A 20,369-nucleotide genomic window follows, 5' to 3' on the forward strand; every position below is an offset into this window, starting at 1 on the left:
AACGCCCAGCTCAGCCTGGTGCAGGCGCGGCGCAACGAGGTGGTCGCGGGATATCAGCTGCTCAACGCCATCGGCACCCTGACGGCCCAGGACATGGGCTTGGCTGTCAAGGTCTATGATCCGGAGCCGGACTACCAGAAGACCCGTGCCCGCTGGTTCGGGACGTCAGTCGACGAGTGAGGATGGCGCCCGGCGTCGCTGGGAATCGCAATTCCGTCATTGCCGGGCTTGACCCGGCAATCCGGAGGGTATCGACAGTCTCCGGATGCCCGGGTCACGCCCGGGCATGACAATTCGGATGGAAGTGGAAGACGACCGAGAGGATGAGCGAGACGCGGGCACAGCAGGAGCCGTCGATGGAGGAGATCCTGGCCTCCATCCGGCGCATGATCACCGAGGACGATCCGGCGCGCGGCCGGGCCGCCCCGATCGATGCTGCGCGGGCCCAGCCGACGCCGTCCACCGCGCCGGCCGATGACGACGTGCTGGAGCTGACCGAGGCGCTGGACGATCCGCGCCCGGCCGCCCCTCCGCCGCCTGCCGCGGCTGCAGAGGACGACTCCGTGGTCTCCCCGGCCAGCGCCAGCGCCGCGCTGGCGGCCCTGGCCCGGCTGAACGCCGCGGCCCCGCCGCCGGCGGCGGTGCACAAGAGCCAGACGGTGGACGATCTGGTGCGCGAATTGCTGCGGCCGATGCTGAAGGAGTGGCTCGACGCCAACCTGCCGCGGCTGGTCGAGCAGGCGGTCGAGCGGGAAGTATCCCGCATCGCCAGCGGCGCTGTACGGCGCTGATCCGCCCCTCGCTTCACCGCTCCATCGTCAAGAATTCAAGAATACGGAAGGTTCAGCCATGCTGGACAAGACTTACGGGCCGCGCGAGGTCGAGGCCAAGCTTTATCCCGAATGGGAACAGAGCGGCGCCTTCGCCAACAACGTCCAGTCGAACGCGAACCCCTTCACCATCATGATGCCGCCGCCGAACGTGACCGGCAGCCTGCACATGGGCCATGCCTTCAACATGACCCTGCAGGACGTGCTGACGCGGTTCAACCGGCGGCGCGGCCGCGACGCGCTGTGGCAGCCCGGCACCGACCATGCCGGCATCGCCACCCAGATGGTGGTCGAGCGCGAGCTCGGGAAGCAGGGCATCAAGCGCCAGGACCTCGGCCGCGACGGCTTCCTGGAGAAGGTCTGGGAGTGGAAGGCCCAGTCCGGCGGCACCATCACCAGCCAGCTCCGCCGCCTTGGCGCCACGCCGAACTGGGAGCGCGAGCGCTTCACCATGGACGAGGGCCTATCCCGCGCCGTGGTCAAGGTGTTCGTGCAGCTGCACCGCGAGGGCCTGATCTACCGCGACAAGCGGCTGGTCAACTGGGACCCGAAGCTGCGCACCTCGGTCTCCGACCTCGAGGTCGAGCAGAAGGAGACCAAGGGCCATCTCTGGCACTTCCGCTACCCGATCGAGGGCGAGGAGGGCCGGTATATCGTCGTGGCCACCACGCGGCCGGAGACGATGCTGGGCGACACCGCGGTCGCCGTGCATCCGGACGACGAGCGCTACAAGGACCTGGTCGGCAAGAACGCCGTCCTGCCGCTGGTCGGCCGGCTGATCCCGATCGTGGCCGATGAGTATTCCGATCCCGAGAAGGGTTCGGGCGCGGTGAAGATCACCCCGGCGCACGACTTCAACGATTTCGAGGTCGGCCGCCGCCACAACCTGCCGCTGATCAACATCCTCGACGAGGAAGCCCGGCTGAACGGCGAGGTGCCGGAGGCCTATCGCGGCCTCGACCGGTACGAGGCGCGCAAGCGCGTGGTCGCCGACCTCGAGGCGCTCGGCCTGGTCGAGAAGATCGAGGACCATGTCCATGCGGTGCCGCATGGCGACCGCGGCGGCGTGCCGATCGAGCCGTTCCTGACCGAGCAGTGGTACCTGAAGGCCGAGGTGTTGGCGAAGCCGGCGATCGAGTCGGTCGAACAGGGCCGCACCGTGCTGCTGCCGAAGATGGCGGAGAGCATCTTCTTCGAGTGGATGCGCAACATCCAGCCCTGGTGCATCAGCCGGCAGTTGTGGTGGGGCCACCAGATCCCGGCCTGGTACGGGCCCGACAACGCGATCTTCGTCGAGGAGAGCGAGGCCGAGGCCAAGGCGGCGGCCGAGAATCATTATGGTGAGCCGGTTGAGCTGCGGCGCGAGACCGACGTGCTCGACACCTGGTTCTCTTCCGCCCTGTGGCCGTTCTCGACCCTGGGCTGGCCGGACCAGACGCCGGAGCTGCAGCGTTATTACCCGGGCGACGTGCTGGTCACCGGCTTCGACATCATCTTCTTCTGGGTCGCCCGGATGATGATGATGGGCATCCATTTCATGGGCGAGGTGCCGTTCCGCACCGTGTACTTCCACTCCCTGGTCCGCGACGAGAAGGGCCAGAAGATGTCGAAGTCCAAGGGCAACGTCATCGACCCGCTGGAGCTGGTGGACCGCTACGGCGCCGACGCGCTGCGCATGACCCTGGTGTCGCTGGCCGCCGGCCGCGACATCAAGCTGGGGCCGCAGCAGGTCGAAGGCTACCGCAACTTCGCCACCAAGCTGTGGAACGCGGCGCGGTTCTGCGAGATGAACGAGTGCCGGCCGGTGCCCGGCTACGACCCGGCGGCGAACACGCTGACGCTGAACCGCTGGATCGTCGGCGAGGTGGCGAAGACGGCGGAGAAGACCGCCGCGGCGCTGGAGGGCTTCCGCTTCAGCGAGGCGGCGCAGGTGCTGTACCAGTTCACCTGGGCCGGCTTCTGCGACTGGTACCTGGAATTCGCCAAGCCGGTCTTCTCCGGCACGGACGAGGCCGCCAAGGCCGAGACCCGCGCCACCACGGCCTGGGCGCTGGAGCAGATTCTGAACCTGCTCAACCCGATCATGCCGTTCGAGACCGAGGAGCTGTGGCGGCATCTTGCCGATCGCGGCGACGCCACGCTGGTGACCCAGCCCTGGCCGGACTATCCGGCCGGCCTGGTCGACCCGCAGGCGGCGGCCGAGATGGATTGGGTGATCCGGCTGATCTCGGCGGTCCGCACCATCCGGTCGGAGATGAACGTGCCGCCGGCAGCGGAGCTGACGGCGACGCTGCGCGACGCCTCGGCCGAGACGCTGCGCCGGCTCGAGACCCATGGCGCGCTGATCCGCCGCCTGGCCCGGCTGGCCTCGATCGACCCATCTGTGGCGGAGCCGGCCAAGGGTTCCGCCCAGGCCGTGATCGACGAGGCGACGCTGGTGCTGCCCCTGGCCGGGATCATCGATCTCGATAAGGAGCGGGCGCGGCTGAGCAAGGAGATCGAGAAGAACGCCTCCGAGGTCGAGAAGATCGACCGCAAGCTCGGCAACGCCCAGTTCCTGGAGAAGGCGCCGGACGAGGTGGTCGAGGAGCAGCGCGAGCGCCGGGCCGAGGCCCAGGCCGCGATCGAGAAGCTGCAGCAGGCGCTGGCCCGCGTCGCGGGCTGACCTCAGCCTTCGGTTGATCTGCTGGAACGGGCCCCTCGCGGGGCCCGTTTCGATTCCGGCAGGGGCTTCCGCGGAGGGATTGACAAAAAAAACTGTCAAGGGTGGAATGGGCGCATGCTGGATGTGGATGTCATCGACGACCCGGCGGCCGCCGCGGCCGCGCTCGAGCCGGTGCGCAGCCGCCTCCTGGCGGAGCTGGCCGAACCCGCCTCGGCCGCCGGGCTGGCGGCGCGGTTGGGGATTCCGCGGCAGAAGGTGAACTACCATCTTCGCGCGCTGGAGGCGCACCGGCTGGTCCGCGAGGCGGAGACGCGGCGCTGGGGTGGCCTGACCGAGCGGCTCTACGTTGCCACCGCCACCTCCTACATCGTCTCACCCCAGGCGCTCGGGCCGGTCGCCGCCGATCCCGCGCGGGCCTCCGACCGGCTGTCGGCGAGCTATTTGATCGCGCTGGCCGCACGGGTCGTTCGGGAGGTCAGCAGCCTGTGGCGGGCCGCCATCCGCGCGGAGAAGCGGCTGGCGACCCTGTCGATCGACACCGAGATCCGCTTCGCGTCGCCGGCCGACCGGGCCGCCTTCACCCGGGAGCTAACGGCGTCGATCGCCGCCCTGGCGGCGCGCTACCACAACGCGTCGGCGCCGGGGGGGCGGGACCACCGCCTGGTCCTGATGGCCTATCCCAAGCCCGCCGACCCATCGGAAAGGGGGGAGACATGCCACTGAAGAGCGACGCGACGCGGCGCTGGGTCGAGCTCGACGTGCTGCTGCCGGGAACGCCGGAACAGGTATGGCAGGCGATCGCCACCGGGCCCGGCCTCAGCGCCTGGTTCACCGCCACCACGGTCGAGGAGCGGGTCGGCGGCGCCATCCGCTTCGAGTTCGGCGAGGGCATGGCCTCCGCCGGCACCATCACGGCCTGGGAACCGCCGGTCCGCTTCGCCTATGAGGAGACGGGCTGGAACGGCGAGGCGCCGCCGGTGGCGACCGAATGCGTCATCACCAGCCGGTCCGGCGATACCTGCGTGCTGCGGCTGGTCCACACCCTGTTCACCACCGACGGCAGCTGGGACGACGAGCTGGAAGGCTTCGAATCCGGCTGGCCGGGCTTCTTCGTCATCCTGCAGCTGTATCTGAAGCGGTTTGCCGGCCTGCCGGCGGCACCGGCGCGGGCCATGGCCGTTCATCCCGGCCCCGATCTCGCAGCCTGGACCGACCTGGCCGGCCGGCTCGGCTTCGCCGGCGCGAATGTCGGCGAGCGCTGGAGCACGCCGGCCGGCGTGCCGGCGCTGGCCGGAACGGTGGAACGGGTGCAGCAGGACGCCAAGTCGCGCGAGGTGACGGTGGCGCTGGACCGGCCGGGGCCTGGCATCGCCCTGATCGGCATCCATGGCTGGCAGGGCCGGGCGCGGGTGGCGGCCAGCATCTTCTTCTACGGCGACCGTGCCGCCGACACCGCTTCGAAGTTCGAGGCCGAGCTGCGCCATTGGACCCAGGAGACCTATCCGGACAAGGAAGGGGATTAGCCATGCCCGTGAAGAAGGACGAGACCAGCCGTCGCTATGTCGAAGTCGAGGTCGAGGTGCCCGGCACGCCGGAGGAGGTGTGGCAGGCGATCGCCACCGGACCCGGCGTGACCTCCTGGTTCGTGCCGACCCGGGTGGAGGAGCGGGTGGGCGGTGCGGTGGTCGCCAATTTCGGGCCAGGGATGGACTCCCTCTCGACCATCACGGCCTGGGAGCCGCCGCGCCGCTTCGCCGCCGACAGCAACGACATGGGGCCGGGCAGCCCGGCCATCGCCACCGAATGGACCGTCGAGGCCAAGGCCGGCGGCACCTGCGTCGTCCGGGTGGTGCACGCCTGGTTCGCTGACAGCGACGACTGGGACAAGCAGTTCGAGGGGTTCGAGAACGGCTGGCCGGCCTTCTTCCGCATCCTCCGGCTCTACCTCACCCATTTCCGCGGCCAGAACGGCGTCAATCTCCAGCTGATGGGAGTGGCATCGGATCCGACGGCCGGAGAGGCCTCGGCGGCGCTGACCTCGCGGCTCGGCATCGCCGCAGCCGGGCCGGGACAGCGGGTGCAGGCGGCGGCCGATGCGCCTGCCCTGGCCGGGCAGGTCGAGCGCGTCGGGCCGGCCGAGCATCCGGAACTGCTGCTGCTGCTCGATGCGCCGGCGCCCGGTATCGCCCATCTCTTCGCCCTGCCGATGGGCGGGCAGGTCTATCTGCCGGTCCGGCTGTACCTGTTCGGCGACCAGCCGGCCGCCGTCGCCGCGCGGGAGGAGCCGGCATGGCAGGCCTGGATGGCCCGCCACTTCCCGATGCCGGCCCAGCCGGGCTGAGGCCTCAGCCGGCTTCGCGCTCCAGCAAGGCGCGCTTGCGGGCCACGCCCCAGCGGTAGCCGGACAGGTCGCCGTCGGAGCGGACCACGCGGTGGCAGGGGATGGCAACCGCCAGGTCGTTGGCGGCGCAGGCCTGGGCCACCGCGCGCACCGCCTTGGGCCGGTCGATCCGCCGGGCGATCTCGGCATAGCTGGCGGTGCTGCCGGCCGGGATGCTGCGCAGCGCCTGCCACACCTTCTGCTGGAAGGCGGTGCCGCGGATATCCAGCGGCAGGTCCAGCATCATCTCCCCATTGGCGGCCGACGGCGCCTCGACGAAGCCGACCACCCGGGCCACCAGCTGCTCGAATTCGGCATCGCCGCCGACCAGCCGGGCCTTGGGGAAGCGGTCCTGCAGCTCCTCCAGCAGCGCCTGCGGGTCGTCGCCGAACTGGATGGCGACGATGCCCTTGCCGGTCGCCGCCACCAGGATGGCGCCGAGATGGCATTGCCCGATGGCGAAGCGGATCTCCGCCCCGGTGCCGCCGTCGCGGAAGGCGGTCGGGGTCATGCCCAGCCGCTCCGGCGCCGCGGCATAGAAGCGGCCGTTGGAGTTGAAGCCGGCGCCGTAGATCGCCTCGGTGACGGTCTCGGTCTGCTCCAGCTCGTCGCGCATGCGGTCGGCGCGATGGGCGTCGGCATAGGCCTTGGGGGTGACGCCGGTGACCGACTTGAACATGCGGTGGAAATGGAACCGGCTCAGCCCCGCAGCGTCGGCCAGCTCGTCCAGGCTCGGCATCTCCTCGGCCGTCTCGATCTTGCGGCAGGCGGCGACCACCAGGGCGGTCTGGCGCTCGGCCAGCGACATCTCGTTCGGTTTGCAGCGCCGGCAGGGGCGGAAGCCGGCGCGCTCGGCCGCGGCGCCGTCGGCGTGGAAGCTGGCATTTTCGCGCCGCGGATGGCGCGAGGCACAGCTCGGCCGGCAGTAGATCCCGGTGGTGCGGACGGCGAAGACGAAGGCGCCGTCGGCGGCGCGGTCACGGCGCAGCACGGCGGCCCAGCGGGCCTCGTCATTGACGAAGACCGGGGCGGGGACGGGGGGCGGGGGGATGAAGCCCATGGGTCGCTCCTGTTCGACGGTGGGATCGACAGGTCCCGGTCATATGGGGATGCCGATCGTTCCGCCGAAGATGGCGGGCCACGCTACCGCCGGCACTCCGACCCTTGCTCTCAAATTCCAGGGCCGGCGGCGACCCGGTTCTTGCGATGCTTGCGGCCGAATTCGGCGGCAACAAGCGGAGCGCGGGGCAATGCCGATGCAGGGATGCTCCAGGCCCCACCTCCTTCCGTGAGCCCCCCATGTCCGCCACCGCCCCGCTTCCCGCGCCGTTCCGCCGTCTGGCCTGGTCCAACCTGGCCGCGCAGTCGGCGGAGCAGATCGGCCTTGCGGCCGCGCCGATCGTCGCCGTGCTCGCCCTCGGCGCCGGGGCCGGCGGCACTGGCTTGCTGCAGACCGTGCAGACGCTGCCCTTCCTGCTGCTGTCCCTGCCGGCCGGGCTGCTGGCCGACCGGTCCTCGCGCCGCCGGATGATGGCGGTGGCGGAGGCGCTGCGGGCGGTCTCGCTCTTCGCCGTGCTGCTGCTCCTGGTCACCGGTGATCTCAGCCTCGGCCTGCTGGCGGCGCTCGGCTTCCTCGGCGCCGCCGGCACCGTGGCCTACAGCGTGGCGGCGCCGTCGCTAGTACCCGATCTGGTGCCGCGGGCGACGCTGCCGGCCGCGAACGGGCGGATCGAGCTGGCGCGCAGCGCCGCCTTCGCCGCCGGCCCGGCCGTTGCCGGCGCACTGGTGGCCTGGACCGGCGCCGGCCTGGCCTTCGCGGCCGCCGCAGCCCTGTCGGTGCTGGCGGCGATCCTGCTGGCCGGCATCCGTGAGCCGCAGCGGCCGGCGATGCCGCGCCGTCACGCCCTGCAGGACCTGCGCGAGGGCGCCGTGTTCGTCCTGACCCATCCGCTGCTGCGGCCGGTGCTGCTGACCGCGGTGTTCTTCAACCTCGGCTGGTTCGTGCTGCAGGCGATCTACGTGCCCTATGCGGTCGACCATCTCGGCCTCGGCGCCTCGGCCGTCGGCGCCACGCTGGCGGTCTATGGCATCGGCATGGTGCTGGCCGCGCTGGCGGCGCCGCGGATCGCCCGGCGGATGCCGTTCGGGGCCACGCTGCTGGTCGGCCCGTTCTTCGGTCTCACCGGGGCCCTGCTGATGCTGCTGACGGTCTGGGTGCCCTTTGCGCCGATCGCCGGCCTGGCCTTCTTCCTGTTCGGCTCCGGCCCGACGCTGTGGGTGATCGCCTCGACCACCCTGCGCCAGGCGGTGACGCCGCCGGCGATGCTGGGTCGGGTCTCGGCGATCATCACCATGGCCACCTTCGGCGCGCGGCCGCTCGGCGCCGCCATCGGCGGGCTGGTCGGCGACAGCCATGGTGCTGCCGCCTGCTTGGCCGTCGCCGCGATCGGCTTCGTCATCCAGGCCCTGGTGATCGCCGGCTCGCCGGTGCCGCGCCTGGCCGCCCTGCCGGCGGAATAGGGCTCAGCGCGACCGGTCGAGCCGCCCCGCCAGCAGGGCGACCGCACTAAAGCCGGCGCCGATCAGGCAGATCAGCGGCCAGCCCCCGATGACCCAGGCGGCGCCGGCGGCGGCCGATCCAACCGCGCCGCCCAGGAAGAACAGGCCGACGAACAGCCCGTTCAGCCGGCCGCGCGCCTCCGGCCGCAGCAGGTTGATGGCGCGGCGGCCCAGCGTCTGGTCGCCGGTGACGCCGATGTCCAGCACCACGGCAGCCACCCCCATCGCGATCAGCGGCAGCAGCCTCCCGCCCGACGGCGCCGCGCCGGCCCAGGCGGCCAGGGCGAAGCCGCCGATCACGGCGAGATGCGAGGCCAGGGTCGCCGGCCGGGTCCAGCCGCGGTCGCCGGCCCGGCCGGCCAGCGGCGTCACCGCGGCCCCGCCGGCGCCGACCAGGGCGAACACGGCGATACCGCTTTGGTCCAGGCCGAAGGGTGGCTGCGCCAGGCGCAGCGCCACCGCGGTCCAGAACAGGCTGAAGGCCGCCATCACCAGGCTCGCCGTCAGCGCCCGGGCGCGTAGCACCGGCTCCTCGCGCAGCAATTGCCACAGCGAGGCGATCAGGGCCGGATAGCGCGTCCGGCCCGCCGGCTGCCGCCGCGGCAGCCGGGCGGCCAGCACCAGGGTCAGCAGCGCCATGGCGACGGCGCTGGCCAGGTAGAAGCCGCGCCAGCCGGCGCTGCCGGCGATGGCACTGGCCAGCGGGCGGGACAGCAGGATGCCGACCATCAGCCCGCCCATGACATCGCCGATGACGCGGCCGCGCTGCTCCGGCGGCGCCATGGCGGCGGCAATCGGCACCAGGATCTGGATGGCGGAGCAGGCGGCCCCCAGCAGCACCAGAACCGGCAGCAGCGTTGCGGCGGTCGGCGCCAGCGCGGCCAGGCCGGCACCGGCGGCGGCGCAGGCCAGCATCCGCAGGATCAGACGGCGGTTCTCGGCCAGGTCGGCCAGCGGCACCAGCAGGAACAGCCCGGCGGCGTAGCCCAGCAGGGTCGCCATCGCCACCAGCCCGGCCGCGGCAGCGGAGAGGCCGAGCGACGGGCCGATCAGCCCGACCAAAGTCTGCGGCGCGAACAGGTTGGTGACGATGACGCCGACCGAGGTGCCGAACAGCAGGATCAGCGGGCGGGTGAGGACGGCTTCGGGCTGGGCCGGGGCCAGGGAGTCGCTGGTGACCGACATGATCCACTCGATTGATGGATAGCTATATCGGTCGACAGCTTTATTCTCTCTTCGCAAGATGATACAATTCAATTGTCTCTATAAAGATTATGCGAAGTCGGTATGAACATCCCGGACCTGGAAGCCTTCATCGCCGTGGTGGAGACGGGGTCGATCGTCGCGGCCTCAGCCCGGCTGAACCTGACCCAGCCGGGCGTGACCCGGCGGGTGCAGAACCTGGAGGAGCGGCTGGGGGCGGCGCTGCTGGACCGCCAGTCGAAGCCGCTGAAGCCGACCGCTGCGGGGCGCCAGGCCTATGAGCAGGGCCGCCGGGTGCTGCGCTCGCTGGACGATTTGCGCGCCGCCGTTGCGCCCGGAGGCGAGGTGCGTGGCGAGTTCCGGCTGGGCGTCATGCCGTACCTGTCCGAGGCCGCCCTGTCGGTGCCGCTCGACCGGTTGCGCGCCGAATTCCCGCGGTTGACGCTGCGCGTCACCTCGGGCTGGTCGGTGCGTCTGGTCGACCAGGTGGCACGCAGCGAGCTGGACGCGGCCGCGGTGTGCCTGCCGGACGGGGTCAGCCCGCCGGAGGACCTGATCGGAGAGGATCTCGGCGTGCAGCGCGTGCTGCTGGTCGCGGCGCCGTCCCTCGGGGTGCCGAAGCCGGCCACCCTGCCGGAGCTGTCGCACTTTCCCTGGATCATGAATGAGGGCGGCTGCGGCTTCCGCGTGTATCTGCGGCAGCGTTTCGAGGCCGAGCGGCTGCCGTTTCAGGTGGCGATCGAGGCGTTGAGCGCCGATCTGCGGATGTCGCTGGTCGCGCGCGGCCTCGGCATCGGCATCCTCACCCCCTCAGCCTTCGCCGACAGCCGCTGGCGGGATGCGGTCGAGGCGGTCGAGGCCGTGGATTTCCAGCCGCAGGTGCGGGCCTGGATGCTGCATCGGCCGCCGGCAGGCCGTCTGGCGCAGCCGATCGCGACCTTCCGCGACGGGCTGGCGGAAGCCCTGGTTCTGCCCGTGCCGTTCGTGGCCTGATCCGGCCTGCCGGACCGTCCGATGGCCAGTTGAGCTTCCGCGGGCGGTGGGGATAATGCCGCCATCATTCGCGATGGCGGGGGCAGCAGGTGGGATACGGTCGTTCGATCCTGGAGCATCCGCGGAGCCGGGTGTTCACCGCCACCGCCGCGATCCTGTTGCTGATCGGCGGTGGCGCCGCCGCCCAGACAAGCCTGCCTGCGGATGCGACCAGCCAGGCCGTCGTCGCTCAGGCGGAAGCCGACGTCGCGGCCGGGCGCTACGGCCGGGCGATCGAACGCTATCGGCAACTGCTCAAAGTCACTGCTGACGCTGCGGCCGCTTTCGACTTGGCATTGCGGCTCGCGGAGCTGGCCAATGCCGTGGGGCGGCCGGATCTGTCCTATGACGCGCTGTTCCCGCGGATGAAGGCGCCCGCTACCGCAACGCCCGCCGAGCAGCTCGAGAGCGGATACGAGCTCTTGACCGAGGCGGCAGGCATGCTGGGCCGGCACGAGGACGCCATCGCCTATGCCCGGACGCTGGCGGCGGCCCGGCTGCAGCGGCTCGGTGAGGACGCGCCGGCGACGCTGGCGGTCCGCCTGACGCTGTCGGTCGTCCTTGAGCAGGCCGGCGTGGTGGAAGAGGCCCGCGGGCTTCGGAGGGACGCGCTCGACCGTCTCGGACGTGGCGACCCAGGCCGCTACATGCGTCTTCTCAACAACACCGCGATCGCCCTGCAGAACGGCGGCAGGCTGGACAGCGCTGCCGAGATGTTCGGCCTGCTCCTGCAGGCGCTGGCGGCGGAGCCGGAGAGCGTGGAACTCGGCATCGCCCAGTTCAACGCGGCCGTCCTCGACCGGGACCGGCGGCGATTCGATGCGGCGATCGAACACCACCGGCGGGCGATCGAGATCCTGGAGCGGCTGGAGGGACGGGTTTCACCAGAGACGATCGCGGCCGTGGGCGGCCTCGGCCAGACCTACGACATCGCGGGGCGCCCAGCCGCCGCGCTGCCGTTCCTGCGCGACGCGCATGACCGCGCCGTGCAGGCGCTGGGCGACAGCGACGATACGATGATCCAGGCGAACAACCTCGCCAATGTGCTGCGGCAGCTGCAGCGCTTCGACGAGGCGGAGCCGCTCGACCGCGCGGCGCTGTCCTGGCGCGAGCGGGCGCTCGGTCCGGCAGATGAATCGACCCTGATCAGCCGGAAGAACCTGGCGCTGGATCTCATCGGCCTCGGCAAGCCGAAGGAGGCCATGGAGCTGTACCAGCGGATCGTGGCGACCCTCGAACAGGCCCGCGGCCCCGATCATCCGACGACCGTGGATCTGCGCCGGGAGCGGGACCTGCTCGCGGTCCTCACCGGGACCGTCCCGGCCGACGACGCCGCGTTCGGAAAGCTCGCCGCCGACACCAAGCCCTCGGCCGACTCCGTGCGCATGGCCAATCTCCTCGCCGGCGTCGCCGAGAAGCGGGGCGACCTGGGCACCGAGGGGCGCCTGCACCGCCTCTCGCTGAAGCTGTCGGAGGCTTATTACGGCGAGCTGGACCCGCACACCCTCGCCATGCTGACCAATATAGCGCGCTTCGAACGCCGGCAGAAATCGAAGGGTGCGACCGCCGCGTACCGGGTCCTGGAGCAGCGGCTCCGGCTGTGGTCGCGGCGGGAGATCGCCTCCACGCCCGATCAATCCGTGATGGAGCAGGTCGCCGCCACCACCCGAGAGGCGCTCGGCGACATCCTCTCCTACTGTTTCTCCGCTTCGGCCAAAGACCCGGCGGCCACCGAACTGTTCGCAACCGTGCTGCTCGAATGGAAGGCCGTCGGCTCGCTGGAGCGAACCGTGCTCGACGCGGCCGCCGCCGGGCTGTCGGGCGAGGATCGGGACCTGCTCGACCGGGTGCGCGGCCTGCAGGCCGAAAGCCTGCGGCAGCCGCGCGGTTCGGCAGAAGCGGAGCGGACGGCGCATGACCTCACGATCGCGGAGGCGCGGCTTTCGGACAGGATCTCCGGATTGCGGACGCTGGAAGAGGAGCGCCGCCGGCCTTATGCCGCGATCCTGGCCACGCTCGGTCCGGATGAGGCAGTGGTCGACTACATGATCGCCCCCATGAAGATGCAGCCGGGCGTCGTCGAGGAGCGCGTGCTCGCGATGGTCGGCCGCGGCAACGGCGATGTGTGGCTGTACGATCTTGGGCCGGTCGCCGACGTCGACACATGGCTGGGTGCGCCGGACGAGATCACCGGAATGGACGGACGCCGGGCTCTCTACAAGATCCTGATCGCGCCGCTCACGCCGAAGCTGGGCGGGGTCGGGCGGCTGTACGTCGTGCCGGACGGCATTCTCCACCTCGTGCCGTTCGACGGGCTCGTCGACGGTGCCGGGCGCAACCTGATCGAAACCGAGGACATCCGCATCGCCCGCAGCGCCCGTGCCATCAGCGGGGACAAGTCACCGCAGACGCCGGCAACACCGGGCGGACTGCTGCTGGTCGGCGATGTCGACTATGGCGCGGGCTCGGCCATGTCGGCCCTGCCGTTCACCGGCATGGAGGTCGACACCATCGCCGGGGTCATGGGGGCAGCCGGGTTCACGCCCACGGTGCTGCGCGGCGATGCGGCCGATGAAACCGACATCCGTTCCGAGGCCGGGGGCCGGAGAATCCTGCACTTCGCGACCCATGGCTTCTTCGATCCGGTCTCGAAGCAGGAGGCGGCACCGCTCTGGCGGGCCGGCATCGCCCTCGCCGGCGCCAACGACGCCGGCGAGGATCGCGTCTCGGCGGATGACGGGGTGCTGTACGCGGCGGAGGTGACGACCTGGCCGCTGTCGGGTGTCGACCTCGTCGTGCTGTCCGCCTGCAACACGGCCCAGGGCGACCGCAGCTATGTGGAGGGGCTGAGCGGCCTTCCCTCGGCGCTGGCGGTGGCCGGAGCCCGGCGCAGCCTGCTCGCCCGCTGGCCCGTGAATGATCGTGGGGCGGCTCTCTTCATGATCAGGTTCTACGAGGCTCTCGCCGAGACCCGCTCCTATGAGCAGGCGATCCGCACGGCGAAGCTCGACACGGTCACGGGCAAGCTGCCGGGCGTGCCGGACGATGTCTGGCTCGCCTTCGCCTTGATCGCCAACTGAGGGCAGGGCGGACGACGGATCGTCGCGCCTAGCCCTTCTTGTCGGGCGCCGGCGTCTGCGGGATCTGCGTCTGGCCGGACTGGATCTGGCTCTGTCCGCCTTTCGCATCGGCCTGGGCGCTGTAGGGGCAGGCGAAGGCAGGCGACGCGATCAGCAGCGCTGCGGCGGCAAGTGCGATGAGCTTCATGATGGCCTCCCGTTCCTGCGCCGGAGCACCGGATTGAGGGTCCAGGCTACAACGCGATGGCATGAGGGATCGATCCGGATCATGGTACCCGGCTGCGCCCGATCTGGAAAGTCCGTGCCGCGAATGTAGCGCCCGTCGCCGATTTCAGGGAACCGGATCGCCAAGCCGGCGCACGCGCCCGGCCAGCGCCGGATATCCGCTGACGGCGGCGTGGAACCGTGCGTCGGCCGTCACGACCACCGTGTCTTCGCGTATCGCCAGGGCAAGGTAGAGGCAATCATAGACAGGATGGCCGAGTTGGGACGCGAGCCCGATTGCGGCGGCAATATCGGCCTCGACCGGTGTGGTGGTCACAGGCGCCTGCATCAGCTCGGCCAACCGTTCGGCCGCCTCCGTGGTCGTGATCTCTCCGCGTGTCGTCCGGCGCCATAGGGCATTCGCGGCTTCGATCAGCCAAAGCGACGGCGCAATGAGGTCCCGATCGAGAAGGGCGTCAGCCAAATCCTGTCCAGCTTCGGCCAGGACCCATTTGAGCGCCACCGATGCATCGATCACGATGCTGCTCATCGATTGTCGCGATCGGCCCGGATCAGATCAGCGGATTCACCCTGAAGACGGCCTGCCGTCGCTGCACGCAACCGCGCGGCGCGCTCGCGAAAGCCGGCGCGGCCCGCCCGCAATGCCTCTTCGAGAATGGCACGATGCTCCGCCTCGGCGCTGCGGCCGTGCAAGGCAGCGCGGCGCTTGAGCGCCTCGACCACGTCGCGAGGAACATCTCTGACCAACAGCTGCGCCATCGCCGTTCCTTCGTTTGCTAGCAACAAGCTAGCAGAATGATAGCATGCGATATCGCCTGTCGATAGGAGCCCTCTCGGCTCACGCCCGCTGCTTCTGCCGGGCCTGCTGCAGATAGGGCGCCAGGTACTGGCCGGTGTAGCTGCGCTTGGCGCGCACCACGTCCTCCGGCGTGCCGGCGGCGATGATCTCGCCGCCGCCATCGCCGCCCTCGGGGCCGATATCGACGATCCAGTCGGCGGTCTTGATCACCTCGAGATTGTGCTCGATCACCAGCACCGTATTGCCCTGGTCGACCAGCTCGTGCAGCACCTCCAGCAGCTTGCGCACATCGTCGAAATGCAGGCCGGTGGTCGGCTCGTCCAGGATGTAGACGGTCTTGCCGGTGGCCCGGCGCGACAGCTCCTTGGCCAGCTTCACCCGCTGCGCCTCGCCGCCCGACAGTGTGGTCGCCGCCTGGCCGATCTTGACGTAGTCGAGGCCGACCCGGTGCAGCGTCTCCATCTTGTCGCGGATCGAAGGCACGGCGCGGAAGAACTCCGCCCCTTCCTCGACCGTCATCTCCAGCACCTCGGCGATCGACTTGTCGCGGTACAGCACCTCCAGCGTCTCGCGGTTGTAGCGATGGCCCTTGCAGACGTCGCATTGGACATAGACGTCGGGCAGGAAGTGCATCTCGATCTTGATGACGCCGTCGCCCTGGCAGGCCTCGCAGCGGCCGCCCTTGACGTTGAAGGAGAAGCGGCCGGGGCCGTAGCCGCGGGCCTTCGCCTCCGGCAGCCCGGCGAACCAGTCGCGGATCGGGGTGAAGGCGCCGGTATAGGTGGCCGGGTTCGACCGCGGCGTGCGGCCGATCGGCGACTGGTCGATGTCGATGATCTTGTCCAGGAACTGGACGCCCTCGATCGCATCATGCGGCGCCGGATGCTCATGCGCGCCCATCAGCTGCCGCGCCAGCGACTTGTACAGCGTCTCGATCACCAGGGTCGACTTGCCGCCGCCGGACACGCCGGTGACGCAGGTGAAGGTGCCCAGCGGCACCTCCATGGTGACGTTCTTGAGATTGTTGCCGCGGGCGCCGACCACCTTCAGCACCTGGCCCTTGTGGCCGGGGCGGCGGGTCGTGGGAACCTCGATGCGCTTGGCGCCGGTCAGATACTGGGCGGTGATGCTGTCGGCGCTGGCCATCACCTCCGCGGGCGTGCCATGCGCCACCACCACGCCGCCATGCACGCCGGCGCCCGGGCCCATATCGACCAGGTAGTCGGCGCTGCGGATCGCGTCCTCGTCATGCTCGACCACCAGCACGGTGTTGCCGAGGTCGCGCAGCCGCTTCAGCGTGCCCAGCAGCCGGTCGTTGTCGCGCTGGTGCAGGCCGATCGACGGCTCGTCGAGCACGTAGAGCACGCCGGTCAGGCCGGAGCCGATCTGCGACGCCAGGCGGATGCGCTGGCTCTCGCCGCCGGACAGCGAGCCGGAGCCGCGGGAGAGGGTCAGATAGGTCAGGCCGACGGCGCTGAGGAAGGTCAGGCGCTCGTTGATCTCCTTCAGGATGCGGTAGGCGATCTCCTGGTCCTTGGCCGACAGCGTGTCGTTCAGCGCCGCGAACCACTGCCCGGCCTCGGCGATCGACTTCTCCGCCACCTGGCTGATGTGCAGCCCGCCGATCTTCACCGCCAGCGCCTCCGGCTTCAGCCGGGCGCCGTCGCAGGTGTCGCAGGGGCGGGTGCCCTGGTACTTGCCCAGCTCCTCCCGCGTCCAGGCGCTGTCGGTCTCGCGGAAGCGCCGCTCCATGTTCGGGATCAGCCCCTCGAAGGGCTTCTCGGTCTTGTAGGTGCGCAGCCCGTCATCGTAGCGGAAGGTGATCGGGTCCTTGCCGGAGCCGTGCAGGATGGTGTTGCGCACCGCCTCCGGCAGGTCGCGCCACGGCGTGGTGGTGCTGACGCCGTAATGGGCGGCGATCGCCTCCAGCGTCTGGTGGTAGTATTTCGAGGACGAGCCCTCCCATGGCGCCACCGCGCCCTTGGCCAGGGTCCGGCTCTCGTCCGGCACCACCAGCTCCGGGTCGAACACCAGCTTGGCGCCCAGGCCGTCGCAGGCCGGGCAGGCGCCGTGAGGGCTGTTGAAGGAGAACAGCCGCGGCTCGATCTCCGGGATGGTGAAGCCGGAGACCGGGCAGGCGAATTTCGACGAGAACAAGGTGCGGTCGCCGCTGTCGGCATTCTCGGCGATGGCCAGCCCCTCGGCCAGGCCCAGCGCGGTCTCGATCGAATCGGCCAGGCGGTTGCCCAGGTCGTCGCGCACCACCAGCCGGTCGACCACCACCTCGATGTCGTGCTTCAGCTTCTTGTTCAGCGCCGGCACGTCCTCGATCTCGTACAGAGTGCCGTCGACCTTCACCCGCTGGAAGCCGCGGGCCCGCAGCTCCTGCAGCTCCTTGCGGTACTCGCCCTTGCGGCCGCGCACGATCGGGGCCAGCAGATACAGCCGGGTCCCGTCGCCCATCGCCATCACCCTGTCGACCATCTGGCTGACCGTCTGGCTCTCGATCGGCAGGCCCGTGGCGGGGGAGTAGGGCACGCCGACGCGGGCGAACAGCAGCCGCATATAGTCGTAGATCTCGGTCACCGTGCCGACGGTCGACCGCGGGTTGCGGCTGGTCGTCTTCTGCTCGATCGAGATCGCCGGCGACAGGCCCTCGATCGAATCGACGTCCGGCTTCTGCATCAGCTCGAGGAACTGGCGGGCATAGGCCGACAGGCTCTCGACATAGCGGCGCTGGCCCTCGGCATAGATGGTGTCGAAGGCCAGGGAGGATTTGCCCGAGCCGCTCAGGCCGGTGATCACGATCAGCTGGTCGCGCGGCAGATCGACGTCGACATTTTTCAGATTGTGCTCGCGCGCGCCGCGGACGCTGATGGACTTGTGCATCGCCAGGATCACTCTTGCGGGAAGGGCGTCCCCGGGCTCCCGGGCACGCCGATGTGCAATATGGGGCGGGTGAACCGCGAAAGCGACTCCGGCCCGGCCGTCGGGATCGCTGCAGGGGTGCGGCCGCATTCCAGTCCGCAGCGAGTCCGATATCGGGACTCGAACATATCGGGAACGTTGCGGTCAAGCGGAAAGCAAGATAGGATGCCCGTCCAAAGCCTTCCAGGGGCGAAACCCTAAGGCCTTCGGTGCTTCGCAGGTGCGGCAGGATGCGGAGCGATCGGTCCGCTGCGCTGGAGATCCCATGATCCGTCGGGTCGGCTTGGTTGCGCTTCTGCTGTTGCTGTCGGGGGCCGGCGATCTGATGGCCGCCACACCGGATTGCGGCGGTGCCGGCCAGCGGCTGTGGAGCCGCAGCGATCCACAGGTCAATCTCAGCCACATCTTCTGCGGCGAGATCGGGCGCAACGGCGACCCCAAGGGGTTTCACTCGCGCGCCGCCGGCCTGCCGACCGGAGCGGTCGACCGGGTGGAGGAGACCGCCCATCGCGGCGGCGAGGTCTACGACGCGACCGTGATCTTCAGCAACGGCCGGCGCAAGCGGTCGACCTTCTATCCCGACGATTGCCCGGCCGAGGCGATTCTTCGCTCGGTGCTCTACGCCTGGCGCAACCAGACCGGCGCGCACCCCGCCTGGGGCGTGCTCGGCCCCTCTGCACCGGACGGCGGGAGCCAGGGGGACGGCTATTGCCGTGACGGCCGCGGCCTGCCCTTCGAGATCCGGATCGGCACGATCCAGCGCCGGGGCCAGGATGCGGTCAACACCGCGTTCCCCAACTGAGAGGCCGCGATGAAGGGGAAGCATAGCATGATCGAGGTCACCCGCGACGCCGAGGGCCGGCCCCGCGTCGTGCCCGGCACCGCGGCGCCGATCCTGGCCGATTTCCTGGAGACTGACTTGCGCGGCGACGCCGCCTGGACCGCCAGGGTGGCCGAGCGCCTGGGTGAGGACGGGGAGGGAGGCGAGCCGATCACCGGCAACCTCTACGCCTTGGAGATCCGCGGCGCCCAGTCGGTGCTGCGCAACATCCACGATGTCAAGGCGCCGGCGCTGATGCTGCCGACCCGGGATCTGGCGGTGGCGGTCGGCGCCTGGCTGGCGGCGCTGCGCAAGCCCGCACGCGCGGCACGGCCGCGCCGGAAGGGATGAGCCTGGCGGGGGCTCAAACGTGATTGGAATCGGCGGATCATCCGTCTAGGGTCCGCCCCCGAATGAGCATCGAGTGAGGTCTGGATCATGGCTGGCAGCGTCAACAAGGTCATTCTCATCGGCAATCTCGGCCGCGATCCGGAGATCCGGTCCTTCCAAAATGGCGGGCGGGTGGCGAACCTCTCGGTCGCGACGTCGGAGAACTGGAAGGACCGCACCACCGGCGAGCGCAAGGAGCGCACCGAATGGCACCGCGTCGCGGTGTTCAACGACGCGCTGGTCGGGGTGGTCGAGCGGTTCCTGAAGAAGGGCTCGAAAGTCTATATCGAGGGTCAGCTCGAGACCCGGAAATACACCGATCAGAGCGGCGCCGAGCGCTACACCACCGAGGTGGTGCTGCGCCCGTTCCGCGGCGAGCTGACCATGCTCGACGGCCGTGAAGGCGGCGGTGGCGGGGGCGGCGGCTTCGAGGACGAGGGCGGCGCGGGCGGCGGATACGGCGGTGGGGGCGGTGGGGGCGGCTATGGCGGCGGCGGCCGGTCCTCGGGCGGCGGTTCCTCCGGCGGCGGGTCGTCCGGCGGCGGCCGCGGCCCGATGGCGGACGATCTCGACGACGAGATCCCGTTCTGATCCATCCGGATGGGCGAAACGGAACGGGTCGGCTGGGTCATCCAGCCGGCCCGTTTGCATTCAGGCTGTGCGTTTAGCCGATCGCCTCGATCGGATCCCGCCTCATATTGTCGGGCGGCGTGCGGCGCACTCCGGGCTGGGCGGCCCAGGAGGCGGCGTTGGCGATCACCTTCTGGACCTCGGCGTTGTGATAGCTCGGGAAGGTCTCGTGCCCCGGGCGGAAGTAGAAGATCCGGCCGTAGCCCCGGCGGTAGGTCAGGCCGCTGCGGAACACCTCGCCGCCCTTGAACCAGCTGACGAAGACCAGCTCGTCCGGCTCGGGCACGTCGAAGAATTCGCCATACATCTCCTCCTGCGGGATCTCGATGTAGCGGTCGAGCCCGGCGGCGATCGGATGCGCCGGGGCGGTGACCCAGATCCGCTCGGTCTCGCCCTCCTTGCCGTGCACCCGCCAGTTGACGCTGCAGCTGGTGCCCATCAGCCGGCGGAAGATCTTCGAGTAGTGGCCGGAATGCAGCACGATCAGGCCGAGCCCGCCCATGACGTGGCGGCGCACCCGCTCGACCACGGCGTCCGACACGTCCTCATGCGCCTTGTGGCCCCACCACAGCAGCACGTCGGCGCCGTTCAGCACCTCGTCGGTCAGACCGTGCTCGGGCTGGTCCAGCGTCGCGGTCGTGACCGGGAAGCCGCGCTGGCGCAGCGGGTCGGCGATCGCTTCGTGGATGCCGTCGGGATAGACCGCCGAGACCTCGGGGTTCTGCAGCTCGTGCCGGTACTCGTTCCAGACCAGCAGGCGGGGAAGGGCCATGTCGCTTATCTCCGGGATTGTGGGCGGTCAGAGACCGTTCGGGAATGCGCTGGTGT

General features: G+C 70.2%; 18 protein-coding genes and 1 pseudogene. 12 read left to right on the forward strand and 7 right to left on the reverse strand.

Going from position 1 to position 20,369, the window contains the following annotated elements; translation table 11 throughout:
* From FFK22_RS43300 to FFK22_RS30250, 6 genes and pseudogenes are all read left to right on the forward strand, one after another.
* Window positions 1-180, forward strand: a pseudogene (locus FFK22_RS43300) (hypothetical protein); the annotation flags it as partial.
* Between the two features lie 143 nt (window positions 181-323).
* Window positions 324-791, forward strand: a complete 468-nt coding sequence (locus tag FFK22_RS30230) for a DUF2497 domain-containing protein (RefSeq protein ID WP_138891676.1) — start codon at window positions 324-326, stop codon at window positions 789-791.
* A gap of 58 nt (window positions 792-849) precedes the next feature.
* Window positions 850-3,495: a valine--tRNA ligase gene (locus FFK22_RS30235; protein WP_138891677.1), complete on the forward strand. Its 2,646-nt coding sequence runs from the start codon at window positions 850-852 to the stop codon at window positions 3,493-3,495.
* Window positions 3,496-3,609: 114 nt separating this feature from the next.
* Entirely contained in the window at window positions 3,610-4,218 is a 609-nt protein-coding gene (locus FFK22_RS30240; RefSeq protein ID WP_138891678.1) for a helix-turn-helix domain-containing protein, read from the forward strand.
* A complete protein-coding gene (locus FFK22_RS30245; protein WP_138891679.1) occupies window positions 4,209-5,018 on the forward strand; it encodes an SRPBCC domain-containing protein in 810 nt (269 codons plus the stop codon). Before FFK22_RS30240 ends, FFK22_RS30245 begins: the two co-directional genes overlap by 10 nt.
* A gap of 2 nt (window positions 5,019-5,020) precedes the next feature.
* Window positions 5,021-5,836, forward strand: a complete 816-nt coding sequence (locus FFK22_RS30250; protein ID WP_138891680.1) for an SRPBCC domain-containing protein — start codon at window positions 5,021-5,023, stop codon at window positions 5,834-5,836.
* Between the two features lie 4 nt (window positions 5,837-5,840).
* Here FFK22_RS30250 and ada read toward each other — a convergent pair whose 3' ends face one another.
* Complete coding sequence (ada, locus tag FFK22_RS30255) at window positions 5,841-6,935, reverse strand: bifunctional DNA-binding transcriptional regulator/O6-methylguanine-DNA methyltransferase Ada (RefSeq protein ID WP_138891681.1); 1,095 nt, start codon at window positions 6,933-6,935, stop codon at window positions 5,841-5,843.
* A 239-nt stretch (window positions 6,936-7,174) separates the two neighbouring features.
* On the opposite strand from ada, the gene FFK22_RS30260 reads away from it, so the two are divergent.
* Window positions 7,175-8,395: an MFS transporter gene (locus tag FFK22_RS30260; protein ID WP_138891682.1), complete on the forward strand. Its 1,221-nt coding sequence runs from the start codon at window positions 7,175-7,177 to the stop codon at window positions 8,393-8,395.
* A gap of 3 nt (window positions 8,396-8,398) precedes the next feature.
* Here FFK22_RS30260 and FFK22_RS30265 read toward each other — a convergent pair whose 3' ends face one another.
* A complete protein-coding gene (locus tag FFK22_RS30265; protein ID WP_138891683.1) occupies window positions 8,399-9,619 on the reverse strand; it encodes an MFS transporter in 1,221 nt (406 codons plus the stop codon).
* Between the two features lie 102 nt (window positions 9,620-9,721).
* On the opposite strand from FFK22_RS30265, the gene FFK22_RS30270 reads away from it, so the two are divergent.
* Together FFK22_RS30270 and FFK22_RS30275 are read left to right on the forward strand one after the other, a co-directional pair.
* Complete coding sequence (locus FFK22_RS30270) at window positions 9,722-10,630, forward strand: LysR family transcriptional regulator (protein ID WP_138891684.1); 909 nt, start codon at window positions 9,722-9,724, stop codon at window positions 10,628-10,630.
* An 89-nt stretch (window positions 10,631-10,719) separates the two neighbouring features.
* On the forward strand, window positions 10,720-13,749 hold the full coding sequence (locus FFK22_RS30275) for a CHAT domain-containing tetratricopeptide repeat protein (RefSeq protein ID WP_138891685.1): 3,030 nt from the start codon (window positions 10,720-10,722) through the stop codon (window positions 13,747-13,749).
* Window positions 13,750-13,777: 28 nt separating this feature from the next.
* Here FFK22_RS30275 and FFK22_RS43305 read toward each other — a convergent pair whose 3' ends face one another.
* From FFK22_RS43305 to uvrA, 4 genes are all read right to left on the reverse strand, one after another.
* On the reverse strand, window positions 13,778-13,936 hold the full coding sequence (locus tag FFK22_RS43305) for a hypothetical protein (RefSeq protein ID WP_186002732.1): 159 nt from the start codon (window positions 13,934-13,936) through the stop codon (window positions 13,778-13,780).
* Between the two features lie 144 nt (window positions 13,937-14,080).
* The gene (locus tag FFK22_RS30280; protein WP_138891686.1) at window positions 14,081-14,503 is read right to left on the reverse strand and encodes a type II toxin-antitoxin system VapC family toxin; all 423 of its coding nucleotides are present in this window, start codon (window positions 14,501-14,503) and stop codon (window positions 14,081-14,083) included.
* A complete protein-coding gene (locus tag FFK22_RS30285; RefSeq protein ID WP_138891687.1) occupies window positions 14,500-14,733 on the reverse strand; it encodes an Arc family DNA-binding protein in 234 nt (77 codons plus the stop codon). Before FFK22_RS30285 ends, FFK22_RS30280 begins: the two co-directional genes overlap by 4 nt.
* Before the next feature lie 79 nt (window positions 14,734-14,812).
* Window positions 14,813-17,662, reverse strand: a complete 2,850-nt coding sequence (uvrA, locus tag FFK22_RS30290) for an excinuclease ABC subunit UvrA (RefSeq protein WP_138891688.1) — start codon at window positions 17,660-17,662, stop codon at window positions 14,813-14,815.
* A 304-nt stretch (window positions 17,663-17,966) separates the two neighbouring features.
* Here uvrA and FFK22_RS30295 point away from each other — a divergent pair, with 304 nt between their 5' ends.
* The 3 genes from FFK22_RS30295 to ssb all read left to right on the forward strand — a co-directional run bounded on the left by FFK22_RS30295 (window position 17,967) and on the right by ssb (window position 19,502).
* A complete protein-coding gene (locus tag FFK22_RS30295) occupies window positions 17,967-18,503 on the forward strand; it encodes an EndoU domain-containing protein (RefSeq protein WP_138891689.1) in 537 nt (178 codons plus the stop codon).
* A gap of 9 nt (window positions 18,504-18,512) precedes the next feature.
* Window positions 18,513-18,872, forward strand: coding sequence for a hypothetical protein (locus tag FFK22_RS30300; RefSeq protein WP_186002733.1), 360 nt, complete (start codon window positions 18,513-18,515; stop codon window positions 18,870-18,872).
* Between the two features lie 87 nt (window positions 18,873-18,959).
* Window positions 18,960-19,502, forward strand: a complete 543-nt coding sequence (ssb, locus tag FFK22_RS30305; protein WP_138891691.1) for a single-stranded DNA-binding protein — start codon at window positions 18,960-18,962, stop codon at window positions 19,500-19,502.
* A gap of 73 nt (window positions 19,503-19,575) precedes the next feature.
* Here the strand turns inward: ssb and FFK22_RS30310 are convergent, their stop codons facing one another.
* Window positions 19,576-20,313 carry a ThuA domain-containing protein gene (locus FFK22_RS30310; protein ID WP_138891692.1) on the reverse strand — a complete coding sequence of 246 codons (738 nt, stop codon included), beginning with the start codon at window positions 20,311-20,313 and terminating at the stop codon, window positions 19,576-19,578.
* Window positions 20,314-20,369 lie beyond the last annotated feature (56 nt).

This window comes from Mycobacterium sp. KBS0706 (assembly GCF_005938675.2).
GTDB lineage: Bacteria > Pseudomonadota > Alphaproteobacteria > DSM-16000 > Inquilinaceae > Inquilinus.